This is a genomic window from Salmonella sp. SSDFZ54, assembly GCF_004010735.1.
In the GTDB taxonomy this organism is placed as follows: Bacteria; Pseudomonadota; Gammaproteobacteria; order Enterobacterales; family Enterobacteriaceae; genus Salmonella; species Salmonella enterica.
Window position 1 is genome coordinate 4,647,959 of sequence record NZ_CP034819.1, and the last position, 17,801, is coordinate 4,665,759.

21 protein-coding genes, 1 tRNA gene and 2 pseudogenes are annotated in these 17,801 nt (G+C 45.0%); 15 read left to right on the plus strand and 9 right to left on the minus strand.

The window, feature by feature from the left end; genetic code table 11:
* Window positions 1–21: 21 nt before the first annotated feature.
* Window positions 22–552: a cytochrome b gene (locus tag EOS97_RS23165; protein ID WP_000929974.1), complete on the plus strand. Its 531-nt coding sequence runs from the start codon at window positions 22–24 to the stop codon at window positions 550–552.
* A gap of 82 nt (window positions 553–634) precedes the next feature.
* Here EOS97_RS23165 and EOS97_RS23170 read toward each other — a convergent pair whose 3' ends face one another.
* From EOS97_RS23170 to EOS97_RS23185, 3 genes are all read right to left on the minus strand, one after another.
* The gene (locus EOS97_RS23170) at window positions 635–1,678 is read right to left on the minus strand and encodes an exo-alpha-sialidase (RefSeq protein WP_000761752.1); all 1,044 of its coding nucleotides are present in this window, start codon (window positions 1,676–1,678) and stop codon (window positions 635–637) included.
* 338 nt (window positions 1,679–2,016) lie between these two features.
* Complete coding sequence (locus EOS97_RS23180; RefSeq protein WP_001218118.1) at window positions 2,017–2,484, minus strand: Hsp20 family protein; 468 nt, start codon at window positions 2,482–2,484, stop codon at window positions 2,017–2,019.
* Between the two features lie 200 nt (window positions 2,485–2,684).
* On the minus strand, window positions 2,685–2,909 hold the full coding sequence (locus EOS97_RS23185) for a hypothetical protein (protein ID WP_077677844.1): 225 nt from the start codon (window positions 2,907–2,909) through the stop codon (window positions 2,685–2,687).
* 702 nt (window positions 2,910–3,611) lie between these two features.
* Here EOS97_RS23185 and EOS97_RS23195 point away from each other — a divergent pair.
* Window positions 3,612–3,956, plus strand: a complete 345-nt coding sequence (locus tag EOS97_RS23195) for a c-type lysozyme inhibitor (protein ID WP_000977728.1) — start codon at window positions 3,612–3,614, stop codon at window positions 3,954–3,956.
* A gap of 754 nt (window positions 3,957–4,710) precedes the next feature.
* On the opposite strand, the gene EOS97_RS23205 is transcribed toward EOS97_RS23195, so the two are convergent.
* The 3 genes from EOS97_RS23205 to EOS97_RS27400 form a co-directional block, all read right to left on the minus strand.
* A tRNA-Arg gene (locus EOS97_RS23205) sits at window positions 4,711–4,787 on the minus strand.
* A 405-nt stretch (window positions 4,788–5,192) separates the two neighbouring features.
* Window positions 5,193–5,750 carry a virulence membrane protein PagC gene (pagC, locus tag EOS97_RS23210; protein WP_000789472.1) on the minus strand — a complete coding sequence of 186 codons (558 nt, stop codon included), beginning with the start codon at window positions 5,748–5,750 and terminating at the stop codon, window positions 5,193–5,195.
* Between the two features lie 379 nt (window positions 5,751–6,129).
* Complete coding sequence (locus tag EOS97_RS27400; RefSeq protein WP_001805126.1) at window positions 6,130–6,258, minus strand: hypothetical protein; 129 nt, start codon at window positions 6,256–6,258, stop codon at window positions 6,130–6,132.
* A gap of 298 nt (window positions 6,259–6,556) precedes the next feature.
* Here EOS97_RS27400 and pagD point away from each other — a divergent pair, with 298 nt between their 5' ends.
* From pagD to EOS97_RS26805, 7 genes and pseudogenes are all read left to right on the plus strand, one after another.
* Window positions 6,557–6,820: a virulence protein PagD gene (gene pagD / locus EOS97_RS23225; RefSeq protein ID WP_001805125.1), complete on the plus strand. Its 264-nt coding sequence runs from the start codon at window positions 6,557–6,559 to the stop codon at window positions 6,818–6,820.
* 131 nt (window positions 6,821–6,951) lie between these two features.
* Window positions 6,952–7,164 (plus strand): cold shock-like protein CspF, encoded by a 213-nt coding sequence (gene cspF / locus EOS97_RS23230; protein WP_001537306.1) that lies wholly within the window; start codon window positions 6,952–6,954, stop codon window positions 7,162–7,164.
* 415 nt (window positions 7,165–7,579) lie between these two features.
* A complete protein-coding gene (locus tag EOS97_RS23235; protein ID WP_001805124.1) occupies window positions 7,580–8,101 on the plus strand; it encodes an RICIN domain-containing protein in 522 nt (173 codons plus the stop codon).
* Between the two features lie 180 nt (window positions 8,102–8,281).
* Window positions 8,282–8,521: a virulence protein MsgA gene (gene msgA / locus EOS97_RS23240; RefSeq protein WP_000497457.1), complete on the plus strand. Its 240-nt coding sequence runs from the start codon at window positions 8,282–8,284 to the stop codon at window positions 8,519–8,521.
* A gap of 486 nt (window positions 8,522–9,007) precedes the next feature.
* On the plus strand, window positions 9,008–9,796 hold the full coding sequence (locus EOS97_RS23245; protein ID WP_001033393.1) for a hypothetical protein: 789 nt from the start codon (window positions 9,008–9,010) through the stop codon (window positions 9,794–9,796).
* A gap of 321 nt (window positions 9,797–10,117) precedes the next feature.
* Window positions 10,118–10,324: a hypothetical protein gene (locus EOS97_RS27525; RefSeq protein WP_000787628.1), complete on the plus strand. Its 207-nt coding sequence runs from the start codon at window positions 10,118–10,120 to the stop codon at window positions 10,322–10,324.
* A 162-nt stretch (window positions 10,325–10,486) separates the two neighbouring features.
* Window positions 10,487–10,585, plus strand: a pseudogene (locus EOS97_RS26805) (tail fiber assembly protein); the annotation flags it as partial.
* Window positions 10,586–10,728: 143 nt separating this feature from the next.
* Here EOS97_RS26805 and EOS97_RS27530 read toward each other — a convergent pair.
* On the minus strand, window positions 10,729–10,950 hold the full coding sequence (locus EOS97_RS27530) for a PagK family vesicle-borne virulence factor (protein WP_260799320.1): 222 nt from the start codon (window positions 10,948–10,950) through the stop codon (window positions 10,729–10,731).
* Between the two features lie 29 nt (window positions 10,951–10,979).
* On the opposite strand from EOS97_RS27530, the pseudogene EOS97_RS23260 reads away from it, so the two are divergent.
* A pseudogene (locus EOS97_RS23260) lies at window positions 10,980–11,163 on the plus strand (hypothetical protein); the annotation flags it as partial.
* A gap of 291 nt (window positions 11,164–11,454) precedes the next feature.
* Here EOS97_RS23260 and sopF read toward each other — a convergent pair.
* Together sopF and icd are read right to left on the minus strand one after the other, a co-directional pair.
* Window positions 11,455–12,579, minus strand: coding sequence for a type III secretion system effector SopF (gene sopF / locus EOS97_RS23270; protein WP_000917283.1), 1,125 nt, complete (start codon window positions 12,577–12,579; stop codon window positions 11,455–11,457).
* Window positions 12,580–13,024: 445 nt separating this feature from the next.
* Window positions 13,025–14,275, minus strand: coding sequence for an NADP-dependent isocitrate dehydrogenase (gene icd / locus EOS97_RS23275; protein ID WP_000444508.1), 1,251 nt, complete (start codon window positions 14,273–14,275; stop codon window positions 13,025–13,027).
* A 171-nt stretch (window positions 14,276–14,446) separates the two neighbouring features.
* Between icd and rluE the strand changes: the two genes are divergently transcribed.
* From rluE to hflD, 5 genes are all read left to right on the plus strand, one after another.
* Complete coding sequence (gene rluE / locus EOS97_RS23280; protein ID WP_127836208.1) at window positions 14,447–15,112, plus strand: 23S rRNA pseudouridine(2457) synthase RluE; 666 nt, start codon at window positions 14,447–14,449, stop codon at window positions 15,110–15,112.
* Entirely contained in the window at window positions 15,109–15,438 is a 330-nt protein-coding gene (locus tag EOS97_RS23285) for a lysozyme inhibitor LprI family protein (protein WP_000825956.1), read from the plus strand. Before rluE ends, EOS97_RS23285 begins: the two co-directional genes overlap by 4 nt.
* Window positions 15,439–15,449: 11 nt before the next feature.
* Window positions 15,450–15,911 carry an NUDIX hydrolase gene (locus EOS97_RS23290; protein ID WP_000476070.1) on the plus strand — a complete coding sequence of 154 codons (462 nt, stop codon included), beginning with the start codon at window positions 15,450–15,452 and terminating at the stop codon, window positions 15,909–15,911.
* Window positions 15,912–15,964: 53 nt separating this feature from the next.
* On the plus strand, window positions 15,965–17,071 hold the full coding sequence (gene mnmA / locus EOS97_RS23295) for a tRNA 2-thiouridine(34) synthase MnmA (RefSeq protein ID WP_000004540.1): 1,107 nt from the start codon (window positions 15,965–15,967) through the stop codon (window positions 17,069–17,071).
* An 86-nt stretch (window positions 17,072–17,157) separates the two neighbouring features.
* Window positions 17,158–17,799 carry a high frequency lysogenization protein HflD gene (hflD, locus tag EOS97_RS23300; protein ID WP_001519653.1) on the plus strand — a complete coding sequence of 214 codons (642 nt, stop codon included), beginning with the start codon at window positions 17,158–17,160 and terminating at the stop codon, window positions 17,797–17,799.
* Window positions 17,800–17,801: the final 2 nt, after the last annotated feature.

Below are 17,801 nucleotides of genomic sequence, written 5' to 3' on the forward strand. Positions count from 1 at the left end.
TGTTAATAAAGGATAATAATAATGGCACATTTCTCAAGACTGCAAATAACGCTTCACTGGTTAACACTGCTCCTGACAGGCATCGCATATGCGGCTATTGAGTTACGGGGGTGGGCGCCAAAAGGCTCCAGCGTTTACCTGTTTATGAAAGACATGCACTATGACATGGGCGTTCTGGTCTGGGCGCTGATGTTTTTACGGTTATATCTTAAACACAAATACCCGGATCCGGTCATTACGCCTCCCCCTCCTCACTGGCAGCACGTAGCCGCTAAATTAATGCATATCGCGCTTTATCTCACTTTTCTCGCCTTGCCGCTGCTGGGCGTCGCGATGATGGCGTCAGGCGGGAAAAGCTGGAGCTTTTTTGGTTTTACTGTACCGGTATTTTTGACGCCAGATAGCACCCTAAAATCGGATATAAAGCGTATTCATGAAATGCTGGCCAATATCGGCTATTTCCTGATTGCCATGCATGCAGCAGCGGCGTTGTTTCACCATTACATACAAAAAGACGATACATTTTCAAGGATGTTACCCGGTAAATCATGACTATTTCGGCCATCCCGGCGTGAGAGAGCACGCCGGGCAAGGCATTATTATTCCAGCGCTATCGGTTTCGACTGATAGCGCCTTACACCGTTTGTAATCGACAATATACGATATTTTTCCGGTTCCACGTGTAGGTGATATGTACGACGCCGCCCTCGCTAATAATAGCGGGATAAGAATACTCACCGTGGTCACTTTCCAGGTCCAGTAGCGGTAGCCATGATTCGCCATTATCCTGGGAAGCAATCAGTGAAAGCGGATAGCGCTTTCCCCAGTTGCCGTTGACCGGATTTAACGCAAGAATCAGCGTACCGTCCTGCATACTAACCAGATCGATACCACTATTATTATTCGGTAAAGATGTCGCGCGGGCAACAGACCAGGTAGCGCCATAGTCGATTGAATCACTGCGAAAAATTGCCCCGCGAGTGCTTCGTAACAACATATGGATATGCCCCGGAGAAGACTCCCACAGCGTAGGCTGAATAACGCCATCCCAGCGCAGGAGGTTTTCCAGACAACATTCCCACAACATCCCCTTTTTTACACCATCCCACAACGCTACGTTTGTCCCGGAAATAGCGTTATCAGGCTCCAGCGGAACAAAAGAGATATTCCAGTGTTTTCCTTCGTCAGAGGATCGATCCACAAATGCCCTCCACCGTTCAGGACTTTCAATCGACCCTGGCGCAATCCAGGCGCCATTTGATGCCAGCAGGAGTTTATTTTTTACGGGACCGCGCGGCAAAATATCATCGTTAACCAACGGAGCTGGCGTACTCCAGGTAAATCCTCGATCGCTGGAGGTGATAAACCAGGTTTTCCACACGTGTACGTCGCTGCCTACTTTATAAAATAACCACAATTTATCCGACGGGTAAAATAACACCGGATTCCAGTGCGCTTCCCCCTCGCGTGCCGCCACTCGCTGCGGTGTTGTCCAGATATTATGTTCATAGCGAGATAGCCAGATGGCTGTATCTTCGCTTCCTTCGCGCAACCCCGCGAACCATGCGGCCACGAGCGTACCGCACGGTAAGCGAACAAGCGTAGAGGCATGGCACTGGAAGGACTCGGTTCTGCTTTCCGGTAAAATGACCTGCCGATTGACGAGCGCTAATTTCATACCTGCCTCTATTAAATAAGGTAAAAAGCATCAGCTTTTTTATGTATGAAAGTAGTGTTAGCAGAAATAGCATCAACGCGGTGAAAACGATGAACCGCTATACGAATTTATGTTCAGATATCGCGCCCATAACAGGCAGAATGTCGAGAGTGGACAAAAATTGGACTGACCTCGCGGATAATTCCAACTTACCGCCGTCCAATGGCGACGAGGTCAGTGGCACGGGATAATATAGAGGTCAGGGCTATAATATTTAGCGATCTGTGCCTACAAGCATGACGGGATACTTTTCGCTACAGGCAATGAAGGCCCGTCTAAACGGGCCTTCATTAACGCGATTATGATTTGTGTTCAATCGCCTTTGGTTTGCTTTCTATGGCAATTTTTTTCGGTTTCTCGCTTTCAGGGATCTCCTGGTAAATCTCGACCAACAAGAGGCCCTGTTCCAGTTTCGCATTATTCACCTTAGCATGTTCAGGCAAAGAAAAACTCAACTGGAAGTCCGCCTTACGAATACCACGATAAATCCAGTGCGTCTGATCCTCTACCGTCTCTTCAGTGTGTTTACCCGTAATATTCAGGTTGCCGCCAACCGTCTCAATTTCAAGCTCTTCCTCTTTCCAGCCAGGAACGCTCACGGTAAGCAGATAGTTATTCGCATCGCGCTTTTGCAGATCGTAAGCTGGCGTCGCAGCGACTGGCGTATCTCCTGTTAATTGACTGAAAAGTCTATCAATACGGTTGAAACGGTCAGAGAAAAGAGAATCAGCAAACACGGGAAGTGCTGACAAGGTTCTGAGTGCCATCATTAACCTCCTGAATCACTATTCAAAAGTTCAACATCAAGGCAAGCATTGCTTGTCCACTGACTACATAGGGACGGAAAAAACATTTTCAAGTCTATAAAAGCCTTTTTTTAGTCACGAATTTAAGTAGTTAACGAAAAGTCTCATCCCGTTCATTGCCATTTCCGCTGTCCCTTCATCTTTACAATTTTTCTTCACCATCACAATTGATAATGATTATCAATTGCATTAGTGTATACAGGTTGGTTATGGCAGTGACCAACGCCCTTCTCCATTATCAAACCCAGCGCCGCCTTCGGGCGGCCTTTTGGGAGGAAATATGGTCGCCAAAAATAAAATTCACGGTCGTCGTATTCGTCAGTCTCTGCAACAGTTACATCATCGTTGTCTTTTTCAGCAACTGGCGGTAAGCCCACCAGGAGCAAAATATGTTTCAGTCACCGCTGAAACAAAAAACTGGCTTATTCATCTTGTGACTTCAGAGGGCCGCTAGCACGCGGTAGTGACTGTCCATGTTGTCGCTAAAATTTTAATGAAATGACATTTATACACCTACAATTTGCGCCCGGCTACTCCGGGTGCCATACCTGAAGATATGACTCCCGTTGCCAACTGACTGGAATTTTAGCTATCGTCTCCGACGTAGAAAAATTCGATATCTTTATTAAACCATTTATCAATGTTGTGCCACATCAGACAACCGGTCAGAAAACTTGCGATCAATATCCCTCCTATAAGCCACTTTTTCACATATACTCCTGAATAACCCCTGTTGATGCCATTATCTGATCGATAATAAAAAGACCATCATTTGAAGAAATAGTTTCACTGACAGATACCGTATGAAACGAGACAGTGAACAGTACCGTTTTCTTCGATTTTTATGCCATAGTATTGAGCAGTGGTGACAATCATTTTCTATCGCACCATAATGATTTGCAGCCTATAGTTTATGATTTTAAGATTTGTCTACTCATCACATATGCCAGTGATGGATAAATTATAATACGCTTTTCTGGCGCACTTTTCGTCAGTAAACAGGAATACTACAGCATTCATCGTATTGATGCCGCCTTATCTCCCGTTCTTCAGGGAATTAACGACAATTTTATGCACAAAGGATACTAATGATGAAACGTAAATTGATCCCATTTACCCTCTTTCTCGCGACACTTAGCGCCAGTTCCACATCTATAGCAGCTTCGCAGGAGATTTCTAAATCTATATACACCTGTAATGATAACCAGGTTATGGAGGTGATTTACGTCAACACCGAGGCTGGAAACGCCTATGCGATTATCAGTCAGGTAAACGAGATGATCCCGATGCGGTTAATGAAAATGGCCTCCGGAGCAAATTACGAAGCCATAGACAAAAATTATACTTATAAACTTTATACCAAAGGCAAAACGGCTGAACTGGTGGAAGGTGATGATAAACCTGTTCTCAGTAACTGTTCCTTAGCTAACTAACCTTAAGAAATGCCTGAAGGCTCATCAGGCATTTCCACTTCAACCTTTCTGTAACGTAACGTTAAAGAATATGTGAATCACTACCATAGTATAATGGCTAATTAGTAACCACTTTTGAACATGGTTAATCCTATTTTTAAAGAAAAGTTCGAACTGTCTGAATTGTCGTTGTTGAGCGTTTAAATGTTTTGCTTTATTAAGTGACCCAGGTAGAATTCGCAGCGGCTGGTAACCATTCATATTCGCACTATTGAACGATCACCGGCCAACCGCGCCAGGGTCTTGCATACGCTCTGGCGCGGTTAAATCCCCAGGCCATAAACGAAATCACTGGTCTCTGCTATTTCTCGTATCTTTCACGTTAACCTGCATTATGCTTGCCCACCTGATGTAAAAAGACACCGCTCTGAACCATAGGGTGTGAATTTCATTTTATAAAAAATTGCGGTGCCGGGTGCCTCCCGGTGAACCATACCACAGTCAATATGGTTCGCGAGGAACATTAACTATTTGACTGGACGCCCCGCCGCAAAGGGGGATTCACCGCATAAGAAAAATCTACAACTCACAAGTAATAAAAGACAATAACATTTTTGTGCATTTTTTATAAATGACTATCTTGTCACGTAATAAATGAAATTATTCTGTAACAGGGTTGCGAGACAATACTTATTCAAAACTGAAGTGGTTAGTGGGAGTCGAACCCACATCATCAGCCTGACACTGAGGTAATAACATTATACGATAACCACATTGGACCGCCACCGAGGCCTCGAACCTCGCACCATCAACTTAGGAGGTTGATGCTCTATCCAGCTGAGCTAGTGGCGGCTGGGGACTTCTGCCAGGCGCAAAAAAGGTGCTCTCCTGGATAAAATACATACCTTGCTACTTTTCAGTAGTCGTTCAGCGGCAGGTACAATATGCGAAGGCGGTCACAAAATCTTGATGACATTGTGATTAATTCCAGGAAAATTTTTCAGAGTGAATCTTGTGAGATCTGGCGTTATTTACACCAGATTTTCCTTCCTGCTTATCACCTACCTGAGCAACCTTGATTGCTTACCACAATCCTTTATCTGTGCTTATGCTGGTGAGATGTTATGTACAGCGTCACTATGACGAAGAGAGTATGGCGAAGAGAGAAAAAACAGGCAGGTACGTGTCACTGGTAAAGAAGCCCTGTTTTATTGACTGGCGGTGCGGAAGGCGAACCTTCCGCATAGCTTATGCTTTTCAGAAACGGTATCCAACCCCGACGTTGAAGCCGTTTATTTTTGTAGAGGAGATGTTGCTTCCTTCATACCCAACATCAACGACAATATTCTCCAGCGGATTCATCTGTACACCCGCGCCCCAGGCAAATCCCGTTTTCCTTGAGGAAATTTTGTTAGAAAAAGAATCGCCATCCTGAGTGGAATGTTCTTTAAATGTCGCCTTTACCGTGCCGACACCTGCCAGCGCGTATAACGAAAAATTGTCAGACAATCGATAGGCTGGCCCAACCATAAAAGAGCCGTACTTCACCTCAAACTTGTCATGGTAATGAATACCTTCAGGCTCAATAGACCCGGAAGCCTGGCTGTCTCCATATAAGTAACTTAGCGAGGAAATAAAACTTACCGGAGAGTCATCCTCATAACGGTATTTCACATTTACCCCTCGGATATTTTTGAAATCCTGAACTTTACTTTGTGCATACCCCACGGAAAAGGCGTTAGTATCGGCCTGTGCAACATTTACAACCAAAACGCTTGTAGTAATAACTAAAGTGGATAAAATAATATTTTTCATAACAACTCCTTAATACTACTTATTATTTACGGTGTGTTTAAACACCTGCAGTACCGATCCGGCATTCAGTTATCGCCACTATGCCGAATCGACAAAACCACGAATAATTCACCGCTATCGCTCCTGATGCGTTTACTTCCTGAAAGATATTTTTACTACCAAAGCGCTCTATCGCTCATTAAGGTAACCGGTTCTACAATGTCATCTAACTTTTATAGATTTGAATGCTAATTTTTCTCACGCATATATATTTAACAGAAACCATAAAGTGTTTAGCCACTATAGAACAACAAACAATCTATACAACCATTTGATATTTAAAGAGAAAATCTCACAACCACATTAAGAAACCTGACGCCGATCGGCTAAAACCATGTCATTAAGCAAACTCACCATATAACCAGAACATATCGCATTGTGCTTCACAGTCCTCACGTGACGCTTCAGCCACAATACCGTTATATGCCATCGCAGGCGCTGTAATCATATTCACCATGATGCTTAGCACGATTTATTCCCGCTCCGATTTAATCTTTTAATATGTCTATCAGTTACAACATTTCTTGTTATAAGAATAGAATCAACACCACAATACCAACATAAATATCACCCGTGTTGAGAGAAAATTTACATTCCAGAAAAATAATAACAGACGCAAATATTGAACACGCAATAAAAAAGTCTATTTCGCTATAAAATCCATTATTATTAAGAGTGGTTAACTCTTCGTTGAATAAAAAATGCCAATGACGTTCCATAATTCATTAGATGAACTTCACAAGTCATTACATATAACAGGAGGTGCTATGAAACATCATGCTTTTATGCTTTGGTCATTACTTATTTTTTCATCCCATGTTTTGGCCAGTTCAGGCCATTATCCTGGTTTACAACAGGCATCATGGGATATTTTTATCTACGATTTTGGTAGTAAAACCCCGCAACCACCTACAAATACTGATAAAAAGCAAGCCAGGCAGGTTGGTTCACCATCCTGCCCGACGACAAAACCCATGATGTCCGCACCAACCAACGACGCCAGGAAAGGGAATACTTTCTCCAGAACATAATGTTATTTATCTACAATGGTGCCGAACGACTACTTTTAGCCATCCGGAAATCTTGATTGCCATCAAATATAGCTGGCATTATTTTTCCTGACGTGTATAGTGCGCCTCGTTATCCCCATTAAGGAATTTGTTTGTCTCGTAAAATGACAGGAATTGTCAAAACCTTTGATTGTAAGAGCGGTAAAGGTCTCATCACCCCCTCCGATGGACGCAAAGATGTTCAGGTCCACATTTCAGCATGTCGCCAACACGAAACAGAAGCGCTTATCCCCGGTATACGCGTTGAGTTTTGTCGTATTAATGGCCTCCGCGGACCTACCGCCGCCAACGTTTATCTTTCATAATTCGTCACTCGGCATTTTTTCAGAAAAATTTAGCGAGTACGTATACCTCCGCAGCCTGCTATGAGGCTTTGCCTGAAAGGCTGCAGAATGTTTTCAGTAGCGAAAATCTAAAGGATTTATTTTGCTAATGACTCCTGTGACCTTTTTTATCATATATCGTGTGTCCCCCCCCTTCTCAATTTGTTTAACGTGAAGAAATGTACAGCCGTTTTTCACTGTGATAGCATCTAATATTGCAAAAGTATTTAACGCTATATACCCATCGTCACAGGAGTGGCTGGCTGCGCGCATTAACCGAAGTATTTATGTGATTCTATCGGAATTATCTCTATTGTCGCTCAATGCTACGTCATATTCAGTGGGTATAAATCGCCAATATAGTTGTAACGCTATTTATTTTTAGGGTAATAATTGAATGACTTTGCTTTCAGGAAAAACCACACTGGTTCTCTGCCTCTCCTCTATTTTATGTGGATGTACGGCGAACGGCTTACCCGCACCTTATAGTATTAATTTGTCGTTCCCGGTCATTACACAAAACCAAATTAATTCCGGTGGTTATTACATAAATGACGCGGAACAAATTCGGACAACTGATGGTCTGTGCCTTGATACAGGCTCAGATCAACAGAATCGTTTGACGCTGCGGGAGTGTAAGCATGTGCAATCTCAGCTTTTCTCATTTCACCGAGACAGAATCACGCAGGGTGAGAAATGTCTGGATGCCGCAGGACAAGGTACAAAAGAAGGCACACCAATCATTCTTTATTCATGCACGGGTAATGATAACCAGCGCTGGCTCACTGATGATAACAAAATTAAGGGGAAACAGAGCCGAAAATGCCTGGGCACAAATAGCATTATTGTCAGAAAAGGCGACCCTGTTGTGTTGGCCGATTGCGATTTTAGTCGCGCCCTGGAATTTACCATCAGGTAGCAGGACATCGCTGTGAAGAGAGGGCCGCTAACCTCATGACACAACAACAGGTTAGCGACCTTTACTTCCACGTGCGGTCACGTCCGCAACGTCAGGATGACAAAACGGCGGCTAAACCTTGACACCAGTTATATACCCAGCTTAAATACTGGTCATCCAACCAGTAAAAAGGAAATGGCGATGTTCGTCGAACTCGTTTATGACAAGCGAAATGTTGAAGGTTTGCCAGGCGCACGCGAAATCATCCCCAATGAACTCACAAAACGCGTACATCAACTTTTTCCCGACGCGCAAGTGAAAGTTAAGCCAATGCAGGCGAACGCATTAAACAGTGACTGTACAAAAACCGAGAGAGAACGGCTGCACCGTATGCTGGAAGAGATGTTTGAAGAGGCTGATATGTGGCTGATCGCCGAATAACGTCCCCTCCTGCGAAAGCGACATGTCCGATCGAAAACAGCGCCCTGAGGCGCTGTCTGTACGATATAACGCAAACGCCACCACTCAGAACATGTCGTTGTTGATACCTCAGACCGGTATGTGGAACCGACATTCATCGCTTCACTGGCCTGTCTGTATGAGTAGCCCTTATCAACAATCAGCTATGCGCATTCCAGCCTGAACTCTGAAAGAACGTTTGGTTTTTTGTTTATTAAGAGCCTATCCCATTAGACTCTTTTATTCGCCAAACTGGCTTTAACGATTACGCCTACTGGGATAGGTTCTAAACTTATCATCAATACGTAAAATACCTATTTACGAACAAAAAGTAACAGGTAAAAATCCGAAATAAAACCAGCATAACTAAAACTTACTGCAGATATGCACACGCATTATTACTATGTTTCCAGGATAGTCTCGACCAGTCAAGGCATCTATTTTATATAAAAAAGGGAAATACTTCACATGAATAAAATACATGTTACATATAAAAATCTCTTACTTCCGATTACCTTCATCGCGGCAACTCTAATTAGCGCCTGTGATAACGATAAAGATGCCATGGCGGAAGCTGAAAAAAATCAAGAGAAATACATGCAAGAAATCCAGCAAAAAGAGCACCAGCAATCAATGTTCTTTTACGACAAAGCCAAAATGCAAAAAGCTATTGCCAATATCAACGCAAAAGGTGGAGCCAATCTTGCGATTATTGAAGTCCGTTTCTTCAAGGGAGGGTATTCATTCATTCGACAGAGTGTTAACACCCCTGCTAAAGTAGAGATGTTTAAATTTAACAACGGCTACTGGGGGGGACCTTCGCCTGTCAACTTAACCATCTTTGGCACTATAACAGAGGAGCAAAAACAAGAAGCACTAAAAGAAGCTTTATTCAAATTCGACTCGATCAATTTCAGCATTATACCAGAGCGTATTCAGGAAACAATTAAACGCGCTAACGCCAGTGGCATCATTTCCGTTACGGAAGATAGCGATATCGTTGTACGAGCAGAGATAGCTCATAATGGCGAATTCGTCTATGACATTACCATTACTGCTAAAAATACAGGACGTGCGGTAATGACCTTAAATAAGGATGGTTCTATTGCCGGATATGAGACCAAAGAACCTTTCGACCCCAAAAAAGAAGCCGAAAAAGCACAGCAACTTGTTGAACAATCGAGAAAAGACATTGAAAGTCAGCGTAAAAAAGCAGCTGAAAAGATGAACGAAATACAGCAGGCATTTAAAAAATAGTAGGCGATACAAACATTGATAAAAATTATAGCGCGAAAGAACACGTGCCAGGTACTAAAGCACTGCCTGAAGACAGCGAATCGCCATTTCATTCTCTGACACTGTAATTTTTCGTACTCAAAATGTTTATTTATTGAGCCTTTTGTGGATAAACAGGTGAAGTTATGTGACGCCAGGAACCTGGTCCAGCGGGCGTACTTGTTGGAGCCAGTGTGAAGCCGGGCAGCGCGCAGAAACCGAAGCGTACACGTTGTACGTGAGAATTTCGATCACTGCCCGACCTAAAAATGGCGAATAAGATAGATATTTTAAAGAGGTAATATGAAGAATTTTTTCAAAATAATCACTGATTTCATCGCGAATATTTCCCTTGATCTATTTGCTATATTTTTATGCCTGCTATTCGTATACAAAACAGGACCATCAATTGGTGTGATATCATTTTTTATTGCATTAATTATGTATATCATTCTTCATTTTATTTTTTACTCATTTCGTGAAAAAATCATAAAAAAAATATTCAAATAAGTATTTAAAATTACTGTTTTGAACTACAAATTCAGCGCAATAAAACAGAGCAACTTAAAAACAAAAAATTAGATGTAGCGAGGTGGAAGAGGACTGCCATGTACTGGACCATGCGACAGGTCGGGAGAGGAACGTACGGGAAAGAGCGCAATACTGTCATTGATGGCAACAGATGATGAGCGACGAATGGAAAAATACAGGGTGTTGGTAAACCGTGTGGACACATCAAAACCTGACTGGCCTGACAGGCCTGTAAGCCAGCAATATAACGTTGTGAAAAATCAGGCTGGCGTTAATAAAACACACCAGCCTGAGGTAATATTCAGTTCAGGATGAGCTGATGAAACATAATAGCCTGATATACCCTCAATCCTGATATGGTTGATATAATTTTCTGTAAAAAACTAACAACCACAAACCAGACACCACCCCGGTGGCGTCACCTCACCTGCTGGATAATGGTCACACCAGCCTGGGCGAATAAATGCTTCGGGGTTTGACCAGCCACCGAAGGCGTGTTTTGTATTATCTGGTGGGGGTTTTGAATCACTGGCAGCCATCGCCGATGCCGAAAAGGCTGTAGCCGACAACACCAGAAGCAATGGGAAAAATACACGATGTCTCATAATATCACCCGTAAATATTAAGATTATCCTTGCTGTTAACTTCCCTCATTTTCAGCATAACTCATGCTTCATCATCATTGAATAAACAATTAAGTTTGTTGAACGAAAATTTACTTAAAGAAAAAAATAATAAGCCTTAATATTTTTTGCAGTATTTCAACTTATAGCAGAATAAATGTGCGTAGATGGCGTAAAAACCTGATGAGCAGGAATATCGATAGCCAGCAAATCACTCCTGTGGTAATGCAGGACATCTGATGACTGTGAAGGTCGCTTCATCTGTAGCGCCGGTGAAGTTCAGCGATTTAAGTGAAAAGTAGCCAGCAGGCGCTTCTGCTGGTCCATATTCCTCTATTTTGCCAGGCCATACTGGAGCGCCACCCAGGTATCTGCCAGATTGTTCCTAAGCTAATAAATATAAACAGATAGCAGCTACTGCCTACCTCAAGGAGTATGCACTCATGATCATTTAAAGCTCTTTTAAAGAGCCTGATAATAAGCTTGTCAATATAATATTATGCAGTCTCTATTAAGCGCCTGGTTTATTTGTTTTGCATAATCATATAGTTGACTTTCCGAGTAAGAGTTTTCTTGCAAAGACAAATAAACATGTTTTATATCTCTGAATAAGCACACATCACCATGGATATGAGCCTCTATATAATTCCCTTCATAGCCTTTACCATAATTAGAATGAGCTAAAAATTTTTCGCCCTTAGCCATTTTAACCAAACTCTTAAAGCAATTATAACCAAAAAAATCATTTTGACAGGATGCAATCAGGTTCTCCATATGCCAAAATGTAGATAATTTACTAGTATCCAGGCCAAATCTGTGGCCGTAGATATCAAAAGGTGAGAATGTACAATTTGTTTTTACATTATCATTTAATTCAAAAAATGATTTCCCATAGGCGCTGGCACCGCCATTTTCACCGTTCAGAAAGTCCAGTGCAGCATAAATTGGTCTGCTTGTAGGGCTAAAAGTTTTACTGTTGGGAGTATATGCTACGGAAAAACCGTCTGTCTGACCATATGGGGCATAAGGTGAATCTGCAAGCTTCTCCAGTTCAAATGCTTTAGTTTCAACTGAATCACGTCCGACATTATAAGCGGGTAAATCTCCTGGTCTGCAACCTAATGCATAAGAGTTCAGATATTCTTTATTTTTTAAGAGAGAGACAAAGTCAATTTTTGCTGCATTAAAATTTATTGTCAGCCGGGCATTTTGTAAAATATCCACCATCTTATTTAGCAAGAGAGCGCAATCTATTTCGGCACCACACTCACGGCTTATCCGCCTGAGCGCTTTTTCTCTTATTATGTCAGCGTCGCGCTGACACCTGGAATGAATATGCGCAAGTACTTGTTTTCCAAAAAGGCGACCATACACCTTTTTACGCTCTTCATTGCTGAGACCGCAAAACACTTCGTCAAAAGAAAGCCTGTACGCTGCGCTTACAGAACCGCTCACCGCTCTGCTTTCTGGAAATGGCGGAACATCTTCAACAAAATTTTTAATTTGCTGAATGTCTGAAGACAGAGGAGTACGTCCGACATTTTTTTCCTTATCTGTTTCCAGATATTCCGGAACCTTCACACTTCCACTGTAGAAGATAGGTTTGAGCATATGTCTCCTGAATTTTTATGACTAATATAGCATTCACTTTCGCTGACGTATTCTTTACCAGGCTGATATTTCAACACCTCTTAACAGCCTTGTAGAAGTGCAAATAAAGACACTAATAATTTCATAAAATGCTTAATCTACCCACTATTGCAGGCAATAAATCATCACCTTTTATTGAAATAATCCCCTGATAATAACAATAAATCTGGTAAGGCACTTTCAAAAAATAGCCAAACCACACATCATAAAGAAAACCACCACAATCAAAATCGGTAACTATCAGCTTTCAGGGGGTCTCAGGTTATCATGACGATCGGCGTAAAGGATGGATTACTATTGCGGTCAGAATTGAGGGAGTTTTGATAAATTTTTGAAAACCGTTCGAATGCTAATAATAAAAACGGGGACGTTAAGTCCCCGTTTTTGTTTTTAACAATTATCGTTATTACATATTCGCGATAATCGCGTCGCCAAACTCACTACATTTCAGCAGCTTAGCGCCTTCCATCAGGCGTTCAAAGTCATAGGTCACGGTCTTCGCGGCAATCGCGCCTTCCATACCTTTAACAATCAGATCCGCCGCTTCGAACCACTGCATGTGGCGCAGCATCATCTCCGCAGACAGAATAATGGAGCCTGGGTTGACTTTATCCTGGCCCGCATATTTCGGCGCAGTGCCGTGAGTGGCTTCAAACAACGCGCATTCGTCGCCGATATTCGCACCCGGTGCAATACCGATACCGCCAACCTGAGCCGCCAGGGCATCGGAAATATAGTCACCGTTCAGGTTCATACAGGCGATAACGTCGTATTCCGCCGGACGCAACAGGATCTGTTGCAGGAACGCATCGGCGATAACGTCTTTAACCACGATCTCTTTACCCGTGTTCGGGTTCTTAATTTTCAGCCACGGACCGCCGTCAATAAGCTCACCGCCGAACTCGTCGCGCGCCAACTGGTAGCCCCAGTCTTTAAACGCACCTTCGGTGAACTTCATGATATTGCCTTTATGTACCAGCGTAACGGAATCGCGATCGTTGGTAATAGCGTATTCAATCGCCGCGCGAACCAGACGTTTAGTGCCTTCTTCAGAACACGGTTTGATACCGATACCGCAGTGCTCCGGGAAGCGAATTTTCTTCACGCCCATCTCTTCGCGCAGGAACTTGATCACTTTCTCAGCGTCTGCAGAGTCAGCTTTCCATTCAATTCCGGCGTAGATGTCTTCAGAGTTTTCACGGAAGATGACCATATCGGTCAGCTCCGGATGTTTCACCGGACTTGGCGTGCCCTGATAGTAACGAACGGGACGCAGACAAACGTACAGGTCAAGCTCCTGACGCAGGGCAACGTTCAGAGAGCGGATACCGCCGCCAACCGGCGTGGTCAACGGACCTTTAATCGCTACGCGGTAATCACGAATTAAATCAAGGGTTTCAGCGGGAAGCCAGACATCCTGGCCGTAAACCTGTGTGGATTTTTCTCCGGTGTAAATTTCCATCCAGGAAATTTTACGCTCGCCTTTATAGGCTTTCTCGACGGCGGCATCGACCACTTTAAGCATGGCTGGAGTGACATCAACACCGATACCATCGCCTTCAATAAACGGGATAATCGGATTCTCAGGAACGTTGAGTTTGCCGTTTTGCAGGGTGATCTTCTTACCTTCCACCGGAACAACTACTTTGCTTTCCATTCACCTCTCCTTCGAGCGCTTCTGGTTTGCTCGTCTGTCATCGCGCTGCATGTGCAATGGCGTCCTGCTGCACGACTGCGTTAGAGCAATTTTTTGTTAATGTTTTGTAATGAGCATGTCAATACTACCCTATTGTTTGCCGCCATGAAAGACACTCATTATTGCGCTATAATGCGGCAATTAATAAGTTCTGAAAACACCATGCAAAAAACTTCTTTTAGAAATCACTACGTTAAGCGATTCAGCTCACGACAAGCATCTAAATCACGGAAAGAAAACCAGCCAAAACACGTGGTTTTGTTCAATAAACCTTACGATGTGTTGCCGCAGTTCACGGATGAAGCAGGTCGCCGCACGTTAAAAGATTTTATTCCTGTGCAAGGCGTTTATGCCGCAGGCCGCCTGGACCGCGACAGCGAAGGGCTTTTGGTGCTGACTAATGACGGCGCGCTGCAGGCGCGCCTCACGCAACCGGGCAAACGCACCGGCAAGATTTACTATGTTCAGGTAGAAGGTATCCCGGATAATGCAGCGCTGCAGGCGCTTCGTACTGGCGTCACGCTCAACGATGGCCCTACCCTGCCCGCCGGTATTGAGATTGTCGCGGAGCCTGACTGGCTGTGGCCGCGCACCCCGCCGATTCGCGAACGGAAGAATATTCCCACCAGTTGGCTAAAAGTCACCTTATATGAAGGCCGCAACCGCCAGGTAAGACGCATGACAGCGCATGTCGGTCATCCCACTCTACGATTAATTCGTTACAGCATGGGCGACTACACGCTCAACGGCCTCGATAATGGACAGTGGCGCGAGATCGCACAGGAGAAAGACAGATGAAACGGCTTCTCATTGCTTTTGCTTTATTAACACCGTTATCCGTTAATGCGGCCAGCTTCGACTGCCAGAAAGCGCAGGCTGCGGATGAAAAGGCTATCTGCGCGCACCTGACGCTGAATGATAAAGACGTGGAAATGCACACCAAATATCAGTTTCTGAAAGGGTTGTTCGCGATGGGCAGTCGCGGCGCGCTGCAGGACGCCCAGCAGAGCTGGCTTAAACAGCGTCAGCAGTGCAAGGCCGACGTCACCTGCCTGACAAAAGCTTATAACGAGCGTCTGAAACAGCTTGACGCGATCTATGACCACATTGATAAACCGCTTTAATAAGGATGTCTATGTTCAAGCCGCACGTGACCGTTGCCTGCATCGTACATGCCGAAGATAAATTTCTGGTGGTGGAAGAGACCATCAACGGTAAATCGTTATGGAATCAACCTGCCGGACACCTGGAGGCAGATGAAACGCTGGCGCAGGCCGCCGCGCGTGAACTGTGGGAAGAGACTGGCATCACGGCGCAACCACAGTATTTTATCCGTATGCATCAGTGGATTGCGCCGGATAAGACCCCGTTCCTGCGCTTTTTATTCGCTATCAAGCTTGATCATATTTGCGCGACCGAACCCCATGACAATGACATCGATTGCTGCCGTTGGGTGAGCGCCGACGAGATTCTGAACGCGCCGAATTTACGTTCTCCGCTGGTGGCTGAAAGCATTCGCAGTTATCAAACGGGACAACGTTACCCCTTATCTATAGTGGGCGAATTTAACTGGCCGTTTACAGAGGGTGTCAAGTAAAGGGCTGCGTGGTAGAATACGCCGCCTTGAAGTTCAATGTCGCGAGTATTCCAATGTCAGAAAGCCCAAAAAAAGTGATCGTCGGCATGTCCGGCGGTGTCGATTCCTCCGTTTCCGCCTGGCTGTTGCAACAACAGGGTTATCAGGTAGAAGGCCTGTTCATGAAGAACTGGGAAGAGGACGATGGTGAGGAATACTGTACCGCAGCAGCCGATCTGGCTGACGCGCAGGCCGTGTGCGACAAGCTTGGCATTGAACTGCATACCGTTAATTTTGCCGCAGAATATTGGGATAACGTCTTTGAACTGTTCCTTGAAGAGTACAAAGCGGGCCGTACGCCGAACCCGGATATTCTGTGCAATAAAGAGATCAAATTTAAAGCCTTCCTTGAATTTGCCGCAGAAGATTTAGGCGCCGACTATATCGCCACCGGTCACTACGTTCGCCGCGCGGATGTAAACGGCAAAAGCCGGTTGTTGCGCGGGCTCGACGGCAACAAAGATCAGAGCTACTTCCTCTACACACTTGGCCATGAGCAGATTGCGCAAAGTCTGTTCCCGGTTGGCGAGCTGGAAAAACCGCAGGTGCGTAAAATCGCCGAAGATCTGGGGCTGGTAACCGCAAAGAAAAAAGATTCTACCGGTATCTGCTTTATCGGCGAGCGCAAATTCCGCGACTTTTTAGGGCGCTATCTGCCTGCGCAGCCGGGGAAAATCATTACCGTTGACGGCGATGAAATCGGCGAGCATCAGGGTCTGATGTATCATACGCTCGGTCAGCGTAAAGGGCTGGGAATCGGCGGCACCAAAGACGGTAGCGAAGACCCCTGGTATGTGGTGGATAAAGACGTTGAAAACAATGTGTTAATTGTCGCCCAGGGGCATGAGCACCCACGCCTGATGTCGGTAGGCCTCATCGCCCAGCAGCTACATTGGGTCGATCGCGAACCGTTCACCGGCACCCTGCGCTGTACGGTAAAAACCCGCTACCGCCAGACCGATATTCCGTGCACGATTAACGCGCTGGATGACGATCGTATCGAGGTCATTTTTGACGAGCCGGTTGCCGCCGTTACGCCGGGCCAGTCCGCTGTCTTTTACAGCGGCGAAGTCTGCCTGGGTGGCGGCATTATCGAGCAGCGACTGCCGCTGACGGTCTGATTATTCAATACACAACACCATTCAAGTCGCCTCAAAGCGGCTTAAAAGATGAAGTGTATTTTATTTGATACAAGGAAGCAGTGATTGTGGCAAAGAATTATTATGACATCACCCTCGCGCTGTCTGGCATTTGCCAGTCGGCACGCCTGGTGCAACAACTGGCGCACCAGGGGCACTGTGATGCCGACGCGTTGCACGTTTCACTCAACAGTGTCATTGATATGAATCCCAGTTCTACTCTGGGCGTGTTCGGCGGCAGCGAAGCTAACCTGCGTCTTGGTCTGGAAACACTGCTCGGCGTGCTGAATGCCAGCAGCCGACAAGGACTTAACGCCGAACTGACGCGTTATACGCTTAGCCTGATGGTGCTGGAGCGCAAGCTGTCATCCGCCAAAGGCGCATTGAATACGTTAGGCGATCGCATTAACGGCCTGCAGCGCCAGCTTGATCATTTTGATTTACAGTCAGACACGTTAATGAGCGCCATGGCGGGCATCTACGTGGATGTGATTAGCCCATTGGGCCCGCGCATTCAGGTGACGGGCTCCCCGGCCGTTCTGCAAAGTCCGCAGGTGCAGGCCAAAGTCCGCGCCTCGCTACTGGCAGGCATCCGTGCAGCCGTGCTCTGGCATCAGGTAGGCGGTGGTCGCCTACAGCTTATGTTTTCTCGTCATCGCCTGACGACTCAGGCAAAACAAATTCTTGCTCATTTAACCCCGGAGTTATGATC

Excerpts from the sequence above, each read along its gene's own strand:
- icd (WP_000444508.1), bottom strand. The coding sequence starts at position 14,275 with ATGGAAAGCAAAGTAGTTGTTCCGGTGGAAGGTAAGAAGATCACCCTG.
- EOS97_RS23170 (WP_000761752.1), bottom strand. The coding sequence starts at position 1,678 with ATGAAATTAGCGCTCGTCAATCGGCAGGTCATTTTACCGGAAAGCAGA.
- EOS97_RS23245 (WP_001033393.1), top strand. The coding sequence starts at position 9,008 with ATGAATAAAATACATGTTACATATAAAAATCTCTTACTTCCGATTACC.
- EOS97_RS23165 (WP_000929974.1), top strand. The coding sequence starts at position 22 with ATGGCACATTTCTCAAGACTGCAAATAACGCTTCACTGGTTAACACTG.
- rluE (WP_127836208.1), top strand. The coding sequence starts at position 14,447 with ATGCGGCAATTAATAAGTTCTGAAAACACCATGCAAAAAACTTCTTTT.
- pagC (WP_000789472.1), bottom strand. The coding sequence starts at position 5,750 with ATGAAAAATATTATTTTATCCACTTTAGTTATTACTACAAGCGTTTTG.
- EOS97_RS23180 (WP_001218118.1), bottom strand. The coding sequence starts at position 2,484 with ATGGCACTCAGAACCTTGTCAGCACTTCCCGTGTTTGCTGATTCTCTT.
- EOS97_RS23290 (WP_000476070.1), top strand. The coding sequence starts at position 15,450 with ATGTTCAAGCCGCACGTGACCGTTGCCTGCATCGTACATGCCGAAGAT.
- EOS97_RS23235 (WP_001805124.1), top strand. The coding sequence starts at position 7,580 with ATGACTTTGCTTTCAGGAAAAACCACACTGGTTCTCTGCCTCTCCTCT.
- EOS97_RS23285 (WP_000825956.1), top strand. The coding sequence starts at position 15,109 with ATGAAACGGCTTCTCATTGCTTTTGCTTTATTAACACCGTTATCCGTT.
- mnmA (WP_000004540.1), top strand. The coding sequence starts at position 15,965 with ATGTCAGAAAGCCCAAAAAAAGTGATCGTCGGCATGTCCGGCGGTGTC.
- EOS97_RS27530 (WP_260799320.1), bottom strand. The coding sequence starts at position 10,950 with ATGAGACATCGTGTATTTTTCCCATTGCTTCTGGTGTTGTCGGCTACA.
- pagD (WP_001805125.1), top strand. The coding sequence starts at position 6,557 with ATGAAACATCATGCTTTTATGCTTTGGTCATTACTTATTTTTTCATCC.
- EOS97_RS23195 (WP_000977728.1), top strand. The coding sequence starts at position 3,612 with ATGATGAAACGTAAATTGATCCCATTTACCCTCTTTCTCGCGACACTT.
- msgA (WP_000497457.1), top strand. The coding sequence starts at position 8,282 with ATGTTCGTCGAACTCGTTTATGACAAGCGAAATGTTGAAGGTTTGCCA.
- sopF (WP_000917283.1), bottom strand. The coding sequence starts at position 12,579 with ATGCTCAAACCTATCTTCTACAGTGGAAGTGTGAAGGTTCCGGAATAT.
- EOS97_RS27525 (WP_000787628.1), top strand. The coding sequence starts at position 10,118 with ATGAAGAATTTTTTCAAAATAATCACTGATTTCATCGCGAATATTTCC.